Annotated in this window: 11 protein-coding genes; 8 read left to right on the top strand and 3 right to left on the bottom strand. The window is 44.6% G+C overall.

What is annotated here, in order from left to right; genetic code table 11:
- Positions 1-169: 169 nt before the first annotated feature.
- The 4 genes from EYS00_RS08150 (at position 170) to EYS00_RS08135 (ending at position 5,495) form a co-directional block, all read left to right on the top strand.
- Positions 170-2,545 carry an alkaline phosphatase D family protein gene (locus EYS00_RS08150; RefSeq protein ID WP_242618706.1) on the top strand — a complete coding sequence of 792 codons (2,376 nt, stop codon included), beginning with the start codon at positions 170-172 and terminating at the stop codon, positions 2,543-2,545.
- Between the two features lie 256 nt (positions 2,546-2,801).
- Positions 2,802-3,923, top strand: coding sequence for a cytochrome P450 (locus tag EYS00_RS08145; RefSeq protein WP_130636350.1), 1,122 nt, complete (start codon positions 2,802-2,804; stop codon positions 3,921-3,923).
- Positions 3,924-3,947: 24 nt separating this feature from the next.
- On the top strand, positions 3,948-4,259 hold the full coding sequence (locus tag EYS00_RS08140; RefSeq protein WP_130636067.1) for a 2Fe-2S iron-sulfur cluster-binding protein: 312 nt from the start codon (positions 3,948-3,950) through the stop codon (positions 4,257-4,259).
- A gap of 3 nt (positions 4,260-4,262) precedes the next feature.
- Complete coding sequence (locus EYS00_RS08135; RefSeq protein ID WP_130636066.1) at positions 4,263-5,495, top strand: NAD(P)/FAD-dependent oxidoreductase; 1,233 nt, start codon at positions 4,263-4,265, stop codon at positions 5,493-5,495.
- A 101-nt stretch (positions 5,496-5,596) separates the two neighbouring features.
- Here the strand turns inward: EYS00_RS08135 and EYS00_RS08130 are convergent, their stop codons facing one another.
- Positions 5,597-6,850: a serine hydrolase gene (locus EYS00_RS08130; protein ID WP_130636065.1), complete on the bottom strand. Its 1,254-nt coding sequence runs from the start codon at positions 6,848-6,850 to the stop codon at positions 5,597-5,599.
- A gap of 156 nt (positions 6,851-7,006) precedes the next feature.
- Here EYS00_RS08130 and EYS00_RS08125 point away from each other — a divergent pair, with 156 nt between their 5' ends.
- On the top strand, positions 7,007-7,780 hold the full coding sequence (locus EYS00_RS08125; RefSeq protein ID WP_130636064.1) for a hypothetical protein: 774 nt from the start codon (positions 7,007-7,009) through the stop codon (positions 7,778-7,780).
- A gap of 11 nt (positions 7,781-7,791) precedes the next feature.
- Here the strand turns inward: EYS00_RS08125 and EYS00_RS08120 are convergent, their stop codons facing one another.
- Positions 7,792-9,642, bottom strand: coding sequence for a diguanylate cyclase (locus tag EYS00_RS08120; RefSeq protein ID WP_130636063.1), 1,851 nt, complete (start codon positions 9,640-9,642; stop codon positions 7,792-7,794).
- Between the two features lie 125 nt (positions 9,643-9,767).
- Positions 9,768-10,652, bottom strand: a complete 885-nt coding sequence (locus EYS00_RS08115) for a LysR family transcriptional regulator (RefSeq protein ID WP_130636062.1) — start codon at positions 10,650-10,652, stop codon at positions 9,768-9,770.
- A 155-nt stretch (positions 10,653-10,807) separates the two neighbouring features.
- Here EYS00_RS08115 and EYS00_RS08110 point away from each other — a divergent pair, with 155 nt between their 5' ends.
- The 3 genes from EYS00_RS08110 to EYS00_RS08100 are packed head-to-tail and all read left to right on the top strand — an operon-like array spanning position 10,808 to position 13,950.
- Positions 10,808-11,776: an aldo/keto reductase family oxidoreductase gene (locus EYS00_RS08110; RefSeq protein WP_130636061.1), complete on the top strand. Its 969-nt coding sequence runs from the start codon at positions 10,808-10,810 to the stop codon at positions 11,774-11,776.
- On the top strand, positions 11,773-12,192 hold the full coding sequence (locus EYS00_RS08105; protein ID WP_242618705.1) for a heme-binding protein: 420 nt from the start codon (positions 11,773-11,775) through the stop codon (positions 12,190-12,192). The genes EYS00_RS08110 and EYS00_RS08105 overlap by 4 nt, the downstream gene beginning before the upstream one ends.
- A 3-nt stretch (positions 12,193-12,195) precedes the next feature.
- The gene (locus EYS00_RS08100) at positions 12,196-13,950 is read left to right on the top strand and encodes an alpha-amylase family glycosyl hydrolase (RefSeq protein WP_130636060.1); all 1,755 of its coding nucleotides are present in this window, start codon (positions 12,196-12,198) and stop codon (positions 13,948-13,950) included.
- Positions 13,951-13,952: the final 2 nt, after the last annotated feature.

The raw sequence follows: 13,952 nt of genomic DNA, 5'->3' as shown, positions 1-13,952 counted from the left end.
CAGCCGTCTGAGGCATGGATGCCGAAGCCGAGCCCCATGGACGGTTTACGGCGTGTGGTAAAATGTTCGCTACTTCTCCCTCGGTGAACTTATCACAACCATCTATCTTAACTGACAGACATTGATGCTTATCAGCGTTCCTCTCTTTAGCAAACTCCAAGGATAACCTATGTCCGATAAACCTGATTTAATGCGTCGCAGAACGGTTAAAATGGCTTTGGCCACGGCGATTGGTTCTACACTAGGTTGCAGTACCGCAGCCACTACCTCTTCCTCACCTCAAGCGTCTATTCGGTCTGAAGATACTGTCTTCAGTGACGACTGGCAGAGCCTTAGCGATCAAGTATGGCTAGGTGACAAGATGTGGGCTAATCCCATGGAAGATTGGCGAGTGGAAAGCGGCACTGCCATCTGTGACAGCCAGTTTGGCAGTCGTAATGTACATTGGTTAACCTTGCAATTAGACAAACCTCAAGCGGGATTTGTTACCCAAGTTACCGTCTCAAATAAGAGCCAGACTGGTTTTGTCGGTGGTGCAGGGTTCAAGTTAGGGATAAAAAGCGAAATAGATGACCATCGCGGTCACTGTTTCGCAAACAATGGCATCAAGGCGGGTGTTGATAACAAAGGTCTATTTATCGATAACAAGCACCTAGCGCTAACAGAGGTTTCCGAGCTATCTGAAGTCAATCTTGTCTTATCAGGTCAAAAGCAAGGGCAGGGGATAATGCTTACATTGACCGCCAGTAACGTTGAAACGCACAGTGTTCTTGGCAGTATAACTAAACTTACTGATTCAGATTCATTGGTAGGAAACATTGCAATTTCTGCGAATAGTCACATTCCACATCAAACTCATTTAGAGGCGGAGAAGCGAGATAAGGGTAGCCTGTTTAGTTTTGCGAACTGGCAAGTCAGTGGATTAGGGGTACAGCACACAGCGCAAAACGCCTGGGGGCCTATACTATGGGCCATGTACACCATTAACGAGCCGTCTAACAAAAACACAAAAGACGTTGCGCTAACTGCTGTAATGGCACCTGTAAGTCCGTTGGACAACCAAACTGTTGAACTACAAATCGCGTCAAATGGAGAGTGGATTACTGTTGCCCAAGACACTATCGACCCTTTGTGCTTTGTCACGAACTTCAGAGTCAAAGACCTAGCGATGTCATCTGATACACAATATCGTGTAAAGTACACCAGAGACCTTAGTAAACCTGATTTATCGGTGTTTTACGAAGGCGTATTGAAGGCTCCGCCAGCGGGCAATAACCTCAAAATGGCCTCGCTAACATGCCAAAATGACTACGGGTTTCCTTACCAACCTGTGGTAGATAATGTACTTCGTTATAATCCGGATATTGTGTTTTTCTCCGGTGACCAAATTTACGAGCATCACGGTGGCTATGGCATTGTTCGCTCGCCGACTAAGCCTGCACTGCTTAACTATTTGCGTAAGTACTATCAGTTTGGCTGGGCCTTTAAAGAAACCATGCGAAACAACCCAACGGTTTGTTTACCGGACGATCACGACGTACTTCAGGGCAATCTTTGGGGTGAAGGCGGTAAGCCTATGGAGAACCTTACCAAAGACCCTAGTGCGTCTTTACTGGGGGGGTATGCAGAATCACCAGAAGTGGTTAATGCCATTCACAAAACTTGTGTTTCTCACTTACCAGACCCCGTTAATCCCGACGCATCTGAATATGGCATCGGCGTATACTTCACCGAACTCAACTATGCGAATGTGAGCTTTGCAATTCTAGCTGACAGACAATGGAAAAGCTGGCCCTCTCAACTGGGTATTTTAGTGGGCGAGACCGGTAATGAAGAATCTCCTACTGAGGTTAATGAAGCCTTTGATCGCAATGACATGCAACTGCTTGGTAGTAAACAAGAGCAGTTTCTCAAAAATTGGGCGCAGCGCTGGGACGGTCACAAACTAAAAGCGGTACTCAGTCAAACCGTATTCGCCGGTATTGCAACCCACCAAGTGAACCCACGAAAGTATCTAAAATATGACTTCGACAGTAGTGGTTGGCCCGCCAGTGCACGAAACCGTGCGGTTGAAATCATGCGGGAGTCAAAAGCCCTTCACATTTGTGGAGACACCCATTTAGGCACATTGTCCCAGTACGGCGTGAATGGTCAAAGAAACGCTAACTGGGCATTTTGTTCACCGGCTATTTCTGCGGGATGGCCCCGCTGGTGGCTACCTGACAATATTGATTTACCCGTGGGTAATCGACCCTCACACAATCGCCCTAATACTGGCGAATACAAAGATGCCTTTGGCAATCCCATATACGTATACGCAGTAGCCAACCCTGAAGAAGGACGCTCTAAACATCGTTACATAAAAGCACATGAGAAAGGTAGTGGGTTTGGCGTAATCAACTTCAACACTGAAAATCTCACTTATGAAGTGGCGGCCTATCAGTTTAATGTGAATATCAGTGAAGACCCCACTGGTAGTTTGTATGAGGGGTACCCAATTACCATCCATCAAAACGAAAATATTGGAGAGAACAAGCTTTATTAAAAATGACAAAATAATGCTATTTTTACGCGTTATGTTGCCATTAACGGTATAAAAATGTTGTTAATCTGCACTCATGTTTGGAACAAGACCCATTTTACTTTGCTGTTTGAAAGTAAAAATACGGTGTAAAGGTGACAATATGAGTGATGATAATCAAGCTTCGACAGCTGCCTCTGGTGGCTGTCCTTTCTCTCACAGTCAGGGTGTTGGTGAGTTCGCAGACGCGTTCGCTACGGTTCGCAGTCAGCAAGGCACTATGGACATCGACGATCAAAATGATCCAGTGAAAATGGTACTGGGTTTGAAGTCTGTGCGCAAAGCCGCGCACAATTGGAAGACCTTCCAGTCAGGCGCAATTCCTGGTCGTATTGTTGTACCGTCGGAAGTGGCAATTCGTACGATTCGACAATTACCCTTTGAACTTGACCCACCTATGCATGGCGATTTTCGAGCGCTGCTTGAGCCTTGGTTTAAGCGTCCTTTGGAGCCAGCCTATCAAGACAAACTGATTACTACGATTCACAGGTTACTCGACAATGTTCAAAACAAAGAAGTCGACGCAGTAAGTGATATAGCTCTCGTACTTCAGTCTCAAGCATTGACAACACTACTTAATGTGCCTTTTGCAGAATCTGATACTTGGATCAGTTGGGGTACCCACGTATTCAGAAGCGAGGACAACCCCCTTGATGCCGACAAAGCGAACATTCTGTATGACTACTTAGACGAGCAAATCAATCGCGCCCGTAAAACGCCCTCTGATGATGTTTATTCGCTGCTTTGTAGTGCCGAAGTCGCGGGTAAAAAGCTCACCCATGATGAAATTAAAGGGATCATGGTACTTACTTTTGCAGGGGGGCGGGACACGGTCATCAATATGCTCACCAACACCCTTGCATATTTTGCAGATTACCCAAATACCCTAGCGCTGCTGCGTGACAAGCCCGAATTTATAACCAGTGCGGTAGAAGAGCTTGTGCGTTATTTCTCACCACTCACTCACATGGGCCGAGTGGCCACTCAAGCAACGGAAGTAGAGGGGCAAGCAGTTGACCAAGATTCCCGTATATCTCTGTGTTGGGCATCGGCAAATCGCGACGAGCGTGTGTTTGAAAACCCAAATGAAGTAGATGTAACACGGAAGATGAACCCTCATGTCGGTTTCGGCTTTGGTATTCATACATGCTTGGGAGCACACCACGCGAGAACATTACTGCGCCTTTGGATCCAAGCACTTATCGAGCGTATTGACATGATATCAGTGGGCGATTTTGAAGAAAATGTCGAAGTCTGGGCCGGTGAATCTGACACCGTTGAGCGGAAAGTCGGCTTTCACGCACTGAACCTTACCCTAAAAAGTATTGCTGATAAGCAATAGTAAATACAAAAAAAGAGACCGATCATGACACAAATTATCTTTATAACTGCTGATGAACAGGAACATGTATTAGAAGCCGATTCAGGTTCGCTAATGGAGTTGGCTGTAGCTAACAACATTGCCGGAATCGATGGTGACTGCGGTGGTGTTTGCTCTTGTGCTACTTGCCATGTGCACATTGCGCCAGAAGACAAAGCAAGAGTAGGGGAAGCCAGCGAGATTGAAGCCGACATGCTAGAGCTTGCCGAGAACGTTACTGAAAATAGTCGTTTGTGTTGTCAAATCGCTATCTCTGACAAATTAGAGGGCATTCGCGTTACGGTAGCAGAGGGATAAACCATGAGTGGTAACACGTGTGTCATTGTAGGTGCAAGTCACGGTGGTGTGAACTGCGCCTTTGAATTGCGCAAACAGGGGTTTGACGGTGATATCGTGCTTATCGATAAAGATCCCCAATTGCCGTACCACCGTCCACCGCTTTCGAAAGCATTTCTACTCGGTGGTGATCCAACAGCCTTACAACCTTTAAAGGCACAAAGCGCCTATGCCCAATCAGATATCGATCTTAAACTTGGTGTCGAAGTTGAGTCTTTGGATGTGAGTGCGAAGCAAGTTGTTACCTCTGAGGGGGCTATTGATTATGACTCTGTTGTGTTAGCTACGGGAGCAACACCTTTTATACCACCTATTTCAGGGTTGTCTGAAGCCAAAAACAGTTTTGTTCTTCGCGATGCCAATGATGCAACTGATATCCTAGCAGCGGTGCAAAATACTGAAAACACAATAAACCATGTGGTAGTGGTTGGTGCTGGTTATATCGGTTTAGAAGCCGCAGCATCGCTATCAAAGTTAGGTGCGAAAGTTACTGTGGTCGAGCGAGAGCAACGTATTTTACAACGCGTTGCCTCAGAACCTTTATCTACATTTATGACTCACAAGCACAAGGCCAATGGTATTGAGATTGTTTGTCAGAAAACCGTGTCAGCAGTTAAAACCAGTGAAGCGAATCAGCTTGTCGTACTTGATGATGGTACTGAATTGAAGGCTGATATGATTATTGTTGGAGTGGGTGTAAGGGTGAATACTGAACTAGCACAAGCTTCTGGAATAGAGACATTACCGCAGGGTATTGTTGTTGATGCTCATATGAAAACCAGCATTTCAAACATTTATGCTGTGGGTGATTGTACTGTGTTCCCGCATCCTACACTGGGAGACAAATGTCACATTGAATCCGTCCAAAACGCTGTTGGGCAGGCGAGAATAGTGGCGCAAACAATCACTGGCAAAGTATCAACCTATGATGAACAGCCTTGGTTCTGGTCTGATCAATTTGATGCCAAACTGCAAAGCGTAGGTTTACCAAAAGATGCCGACAACATCCTAGTGCGAGAAGAAGGGGATAACGCCCTGTCGGTCTGGCATTTTGATGGAGAGGCCCTGGTGTGTGTTGAAGCCATTAATGCGCCAAAAGCTTATGTGCTCGGTGGGCGATGGATTGCAAAAAAAGTGTTGATAGATAAAGAAAAACTCACCGATGTCAACGTGGCTATTAAGGATTGTGTACTGTAGCAGTCGTGCTGGTAGTCAGTTAACTGAGCGACTACCAGCTTGTTTAAAAAAGACCTTAGAAACCATTTGCTAGACCTGTATAACAGACAATCCCAAAGCCATTATTGATCTTGTCTAAAGTGAGTAGACAATTGTCGAGCTACGGGTAGTAAATGGTGTATATTGAAATTTGTATCTGCTGTTCCAAACCAAGCAATCACCAGGTCATTGGCTGGAGATACATAAACTCCTTGACCAGAGAATCCATCTTTGTACATGTCTCCATCAGACCATATGAGGTCCCATTGCATTTTGCTGTAGTGGGGAGAGTCACCGTTAAACAGTTTGTTCAGGTGGTCTTTGCGTTGTGGCGAAAAGGTATCAGGCTGATTAATGCTAAGTCCATAGGCATTTTGGTCAAGCACTAAGGGGATGTTTGAGCTTTTTGTATATAGCATACCAAAACGCGCAACATCGTTTAACCTGGCACTAATTCCACCCCCTGCATACAATTCACCAAAGCGGTTAATCATCATCAACCCATCGGCTTCAGCACCCATAGGTTGCCATATAAGTTCGGCTAGCGATTGGTGTAATGGCTTCTTTGTCACTGCTTCAATAATGAATCCAAGAATAAGGGTATTGGCAGAATTATATTCTGTGTAGCGAGTGGCAGAAGCATTTGCGCTTACTGACATGAGATATTCTTTTGCATTTGTCAGTGTGGAGTTTTTTTTGGGCATGATGCCAAATATTTCATCGACGCGATAAACACAGTGTAGAGGGTTATCAAAACCCTGATTGTCATTGCAGTTCATTTGTGACCGCATGTCGGCAACTTCCTGAACAGATTTTTGTCCCCAATCACTGTTGGAAAAGGCGGGTAAATAGGTCTTTACCGGTGCATCAAGGTTGAGCTGTTGCTGGTTTGCAAGTTTTGCAAGAGCGGTCGATACCATGACTTTTGTCACCGACCATATGATATGACGGTCCCAAGGTTGGTGTGTGTTGTAGTGTTGAAAAATAACATCGCCTTTGTGTACTACAACAACGCTATCTATGCGATTGTCTGACGTTACGTAGCTGGTGAGTGATTGTGCTACACCCTTAACGTGTATTTGAGTGTGCGCAAAATCTGGGTCGGTTTTTACATTGAGTGGCAGAGTTTGATGCGCGGGAATAGATACGTGATGAAAAAAAGCCGGCATGTTTAGCCACACAAAACGGGTTTGTTCACCACCAAAATAAAATGACTCAAGTTCAAAATTTTCAACACCGTGCTCAAATTGACTGAGATGAGTGGCAGGTGGACTCGCTTTAATAGGCAAGGGTGTAACCAACATAATGGCAGTAAGTATTTTGAAATGATTCTTCATGATGCGCCCTTTTAGTCCACTTCCATGATAAGCATTGGCTTTTTGTATCTCAACCAACCTAGATTAACTTTACTTTAGTCAACGCAGCTCGATTGAATTGATCGCCACCTGCACCTAAACTTGGGTTAGGATTAACACTAAACAGCAGTAGGTTGATTGAAAATTATTAAATCATTGTTCGCGTTAATTTTATTTTTAGTGGTTTTTAGTGGTGATGCAGCCGCTACAACTACTACAGTTCAATCAGCCGAAAAGCAGCCTATTACACTTGCGGTAATCGACTTTCCTCCATTCACGATTCTAAATCGAGAGTCTATGGTATGTGACGGGCCTTTTGTCGATCGAGTATTGGAGATATTCGAAGCAAGCCCTTATTCCATCAATGTGGTTTGTAATCCGCCAGCACGCTTATTCAGGCGTTTAGGTACCGGAGAGGTGGACTTTACAATCAATATATCTTCTACAAGAGGAATTCAAGGGAAAGTGGAGTTTTTTAATCGCCCTTTCTCCTTTATTAACCTGAGTCTTGTCAGCTATTTAGATGCACAACAAGATACGGTAGCCTCCGTTCGGGCATATGACTACGCAGGTAGCAGGCAAGTGTTATCTGAACAAGGCTATCGATTTATTGATGTGCCCAGTCCCGTCGACGCGGTCCGAATTTTTTTGCACCGTAGAAGTGAGCATATCATTACCTATAAGGGACCTTTTGAATATATGTTGAAACAGATGGGTGAGACCTTTGAGGATAGATTTATCGTTGAAACCATCGCATCAATTCCTACGTATTTCGCCGTAAGTAAAACCTCTGTTCATTCAGAAGGGATAACTGCTTGGATAGCAGATTATTCATCGACACTGGAAGAGGATGTTAGCTTTATGCGTGAGCCATATATCATTCAACGGGACTACAGCCGTGACATTCGCTAATAAATAGAAAATTAAGCGTAAACCTCTGCGCGGTTCCTTCCGCTATTTTTGGCACTGTAAAGTGCGACATCTGCATAGTTACATAGTTCAGGGAAGTCTTTGCATTGGGTAGAGTTGGGGGCCAATCCGATACTGACAGTGACAGATGCGACACCAAGCTTAGAGCGAAGCGATTGACTTTCTATATTTTTACATAGCCTACGTGCGAGATTCAGTCCCTGCTGTGCCGAAGTGTTGGGCAATACAATCAAGAATTCTTCGCCACCAATTCTACCAATATAGTCGCTATCTCGAAGGGTTTTAGTTGCAGTGGTAGCCACAAATTTGAGAACTTCATCGCCCACGTGGTGGCCGTAGTTATCGTTAATAGATTTGAAGCTGTCAATGTCTAACATGAGTACACACAACTCTGAATCATAACGTCTGCTCACTGCAAACGACTGATTTGCTAGTTCCATGATGCTTCTTCGGTTGTGGATCCCCGTTAATGCATCTCGCGTTGCCAATAGTTGATTCTTTTTGTAGAGGGCGTAAATCAAAAATATAAAGCAAACTACAAAAACAAGCAGTGTGGATAAACCCACCATGGTCCACTTTTGACGTTCTTGTTGTTGCTCTTTTAACAAGAGTTGTGCTTCGAGCATCGCATTTTCATTGTCGAGTGCTCGATTGCGAAGTTGCTGCTGTTCTAGGTTAAATTCACTGTTGAGCCTCGCGGTCTCGGCGGTTATGTCCAGTCTTGCTTTTCTTAGTAGTGTGCGTTCACCTTTGAACATATATTCATACGCACTTTGGTATTCACCCAACTCGGCCAGTGTAATCGCATGAGATACATAGGCATCCCATTGCCCTGACAAATCTTGGTTTTGTTCAGCGAGTCTAATCGCTTTTAACCCGTAGGTTCTTGCCTCTTCAAGCTTGTTGTTTTCTAAGAGTGTTGAGGCGTAATGTACGTAGGCGTTGGCAATATCAATATCATTGCCGAGAATTTCTCTAATCTGAACGGATTGATAGATCCATGCTAATGACGCCTCATGGTTATTTTCTTTACTAAAAAAATAGGATTTAAGAAGATAAGCATAGGCTAATGCTACAGCGTCCTGATATTGATTGAAGGTCGAAATTGCGTTCTGTAAGATTTCAAAGGCTTGCGCTCTTTCCCCAACGATATTGAGCATTTGGGCTTCTGCCATTTGAGCTTCGGCAATTAGCAATACTCTGTTATCGGGGTAGTTAGTCAGTGCTCTTTGATAATGAATTAAGGCGGTTTCGTAGTCTTTGATTTCGTAGCTCACGCTGCCAAGAAAATAATCCGCTTTTGCTTTTATCGTTTTCCATCCATTTTCTTCCGCCTCATCGCGTATCGCGGCCAAATCCTCGATAGCTTTTGTGTAGCGTTGTAAATAGGCTTGATTCACTGCCGCATGCAGTGAAAATGAGGCTCGCCACTTTGCATCACTAGTAAACCGAGGTGAGATATCTTGGCTGTCAGACAGCAAAGATAAGGCACTTTCATAGAATGTTTCTGCGTCGGCGTATTGGCCCGCTGATGCCGCGCTGAATCCTTGAGCAAATGCGTGAAGTATTTTGTGGTCACCTCGGTTGAACTGTTCGGATTCGAGTAAGTGAGGAGTTAATAGGTCGACTCTGTGATACTCAATCAGCAAACGCACTAAAGACTCGTGTGTTTCGAGGGTAGGCTGGCTCTGATAGCGAGTGTTTAGCTCAAGGTAGGTAGGTTCAAACGGTCTAGGCGTGTAGTGATCTTCGAGTAAACCAGCATAGCTTGGGCTCAAAGTCATTGCGCCCAGTAATAACGTGAATAGAATAAATCTAAACACATTTCTATGTGATTTTGTCATCACCCACTCCGTGTGACTTATTGTTGTTGACTAAATAATAAACCGCATTTGCTCGCTTTGTATACAATTCTTGTTCGCATTTACGTTAAATATCTTCAATAGGCTTTAGCGCTGGTGATAAGTGTTCATTGATTAGTTGTTGTAGACACTATAGAAGTGACGGCGTCGATAAATTCTCTCACTCGCAAAGACTGATGTAATTTCTGAGGGTGAATGATGTACAACTTGTGTGGAGTAGGTGTGTGCTCTTCTAATACTTGAACGAGTGAACCATTGCGCAAATGCGCGCTAACAATATAGTCGGGTAATCTGGCAATCCCCCTGCCATCAAGTGCTCGATTAATGAGATTGACATTATCATTGAGCTTTACTGAACCTTTGATTGGGAAACGTTTTCTGTTAATCGTCCACGTATCTATGTCGGGGCCATGTAAGCATTGATGCTTCAGTAATGCATTGCCGTCCTTTGGCAGGCCGTATTCGTCCACATAACTCGGAGCGGCAACGATAACGTGTTGATAGCTCATGAGGGGTTTCGCCACCATATCTTGTGGTGGTGTGTTGGTGGAACGGAAAGCCAAATCGAAGTGACCGCGATTCAAATCATGTCTTTGATAACTTGAGTCAATACTGAAAGTCACTGCGGGATGTGTACGGGTAAAGTCGTAGCAAATGTCGCTGAGTATATAGTGAGCAAACATATTTGGAGCGGTGACCGATATTTCACCTTTTAACTCGGTTTGCTCTTTGTTGAGCTTTTTCTCCATAGCAACCATGGCGTTATTGATCAGCTGAGCATCAGCGTGTACTTGTTTTCCTTCACTGGTTAAATTGACTTGCCTAGTAGAACGCTGAAGTAGTTTTACACCCAACGCTAGTTCTAGCGCTTTAATTTGCTCTGATAGGTAGCCCCGTGAAATGCCAAGTTTTTCAGCCGCTGTACCATAATTCAGGGTTTCAGCGACGGCAGAAAATAGCATGAGCCTTTCTACTTTTTTATGAGATTTCATGGTGTGTAGCTCGGAAAAACGGAATGTTACGACCTTAATCTATAGTTATAGTGAATTCAATTGATTGTTATAGCGAATGGTGATTTCGGCTTTTTACCCTGTAACTATTCATGTCAGTCGCTACACTTTATTCAAATTCACAAAAAGAGCGCGCGATGAATACATTACCTATTCAAACGTATTTTCCGAGTGCCAGCCAATTGGTTTACGGTTGTATGGCCATTGGTGGCGACTGGGATACTAACCCCACAACTTCAGAACAAAAACGTCAAGCGCATTGCGCAATAGATGCAGCATTAGACGCAGGCATAAATGTTATTGATCATGCCGACATATACAAAATGGGCAAAGCGGAAAAGGTATTTGGAGAACTCCTAGCACAGCGTCCGGCATTGCGTTCTGAACTCATTATTCAATCTAAGTGCGGTATTCGTTTTGATGATGAATTTGGACCCAAACGTTATGACTTCTCAGCTTCGTGGATACTGCATTCTGTTGAAGGCATTCTTAAGCGCTTGAACACTGACTATCTCGATATTTTACTACTTCATCGTCCAGACCCGCTCATGCAACCTGAGGAAGTGGCTGAAGCGTTTTATCAGTTACATCAATCAGGGAAGGTTCGTCATCTCGGTGTATCTAACATGAATGGGGCGCAAATGCAGTGCTTGAATCATTACCTAGAGAAGCCACTGGTAGCGAACCAAATAGAGATGAGCCTGACTAATCTAGGTTGGTTGGAAGAGGGCATTTATGCAGGTAACCCTGACGGTCAGCATGTGAACTTTACTGCGGGAACCATGGAGTACGCCAAACTCAATGGTATTCAGATGCAGTCATGGGCACCGGCTAGTCAAGGTAAGTACTCGGGTGCAAATGTATCTTTGAATGCTAAAGAACAGGCAACCCGAGATTTGGTAACCAATCTTGCCAATAAATACGGTGTTAGCCCTGACGCACTTGTACTCGCTTGGCTGATGCGTCACCCGTCAATGATTCAGCCAATTATTGGCTCTGCCAATCCAGATCGCATTAAAGTAAGCGCCCAAGCAACAACAATAACTATCACCAGAGAAGATTGGTATGCCTTGTATGTGAGTGCTCGTGGAGATGAATTGCCATGATGAATACTTTAACTTTAGATATTTCACATGCCCTAATAGGTGCTTCACTCGATTGGGCCAATATGAACAATGAAAACATTGCTGTAGCTGTGGTTGACAGTGCGGGTGAGCTGATTGCCTTTTCTCGTGCTGATGGTGCCAGCCCGCAAAGCTGTGTGTTGGCACAAAACAAAGCATATACATCGGCAAGAGACAGACAAAAAACTAGTCAATTGGCCGCATGGGCAAAAGAGACTCACAAAACGCTTGGGTTCTGGACCGACCCCAGAATCACAGGTATGGCTGGTGGTGTACCAATTGAAAGCACCTCCGGGAAGGTCATTGGTGGTATAGGCATCAGTGGTATGGCTGAGGAAGCGGATGAGCGTCTTGCGATGGACATCATCGCGGCTGTGATGAGAGACAGGACGGAGTAGATCATGAGATTGATAGAGTCATTCCCCAAAATTGTGTCGCTGAGTTTAAGTATTGTTCTATTGGGGTGTACACCCGCTCCAGAGCATAATGACCAGATTGTCTCTCCTACATCTCAAAACCCAGACAATTATCTTACTCGGGATGTCCGAGAGGATGTGTTTTATTTTGTTATGCCCGATCGATTTTATAACGGAGATCCGTCCAACGATTTGGGGGCGCCAGAGGGGTCTATTTCACATGGGGGGTTTGACCCGTCATCAAAGTGGGCATTTCACGGTGGCGACATGCAAGGTATCGAGCAAAAACTCGATTACCTCAAAGGTATGGGGATCACTGCCATTTGGATGACGCCAATACTACGCAATAAAGCGGTTCAAAAGGATGGCTTTGCACATCACGGGTACTGGATTGTGGATTTTGGTGAAGTTGATCCTCATTTTGGTAGTAACGCCGACTTAAAACAGTTAATAACAGCCGCGCATCAAAAGGGCATTAAGGTCTTCTTCGATATTATTACCAATCATACTGCTGACGTTATTAAGTACAGAGAATGTCACGAAAGTGACGGTGCTTTTATCGAAGGTCTAACGTCTTGTGAATATCGATCTCTAGATACGGTTGCAAAGTCGGGTACTTACACTCCGTTTGTGCCAGACACAGAACAGGGGGTAAAGTCTCCGGCATGGCTCAATGACCCTAGCTACTACCACAATCAAGGTGACACAACTTTTGAAGGTGAAAATAGCCTTTATGGTGATTTTAATGGATTGGACGATGTTAATACTGAAGATCCTCGAGTAGTGCAGGGAATGATAGATATTTACAGTCAGCTCATATCAGAGTTTAAACCTGATGGCTTACGTGTAGATACAGTTAGACACGTGCAGTTACCTTTTTGGCAGGCGTTTTCACCGGCGATTATGGCACATGCTCAACAGGTTGGAATTCCCAATTTTCATATCTTCGGTGAGGTTTACGACCCAGATCCACGAGTGTTAAGTGAGTTTACTACAACAGGTCAGTTACCCGCGGTGTTAGACTTTGGTTTTCAGGCGGCAGTAGGCGGCACTTTTTTTGCCAACAACCCAGTGAGTCAAGTGAGTGACTTGCTTGACCACGACCATCTCTACAACGACGAAGACAGCAATGTGAACCAATTGCTTACCTTCTTGGGTAACCACGATATGGGTAGACCAGGTCATTTTATTGCACGTTACTTACCCAATGTTTCCTCTGAAGAAAAGCTCAAGCGCAGTATACTGGCCCATGCCATGATGTTTGTATCACGAGGAATTCCTGTTGTTTATTATGGTGACGAGCAAGGCTTCACTGGTGATGGACATGATGTGGACGCAAGGGAAGATATGATGCCATCCTCAGTGGCTAGCTATAACGACAATACCTTACTGGGCACATCTGCAACCACCGCACAGAGTAACTTTGATACTGACCATCCAATTTACCGGGCAATTAGCGAGTTTGCTGTACTGAGAAAGTCTATTCCGCTACTTAGCTATGGTGATCAACGCGTTCGTTGGTTAGACAATCAGCAACAGGCCTTTACCTTTGTACGTGCGGATGAACAGGGAAATGAAGTTTATATTGCGTTCAATCTATCACCGAACGCGCAGGTAGTGCCTGTCGTGGGAGATTACGCTACGCTTAGTCTGGTGGGCGGTGATGCCAAACTGATTGGAGACGATGACGCTAGTATTTTATTAGCGCCATTGAGCTTTGGAGTGTTTACTACCTATTGATA

It is taken from the genome of Alteromonas sp. KUL49 (genome assembly GCF_006538345.1).
GTDB lineage: Bacteria > Pseudomonadota > Gammaproteobacteria > Enterobacterales > Alteromonadaceae > Alteromonas.
The sequence above is the reverse complement of the archived record's forward strand: the minus strand, read 5'-3'. Positions and strand labels throughout refer to the sequence as shown.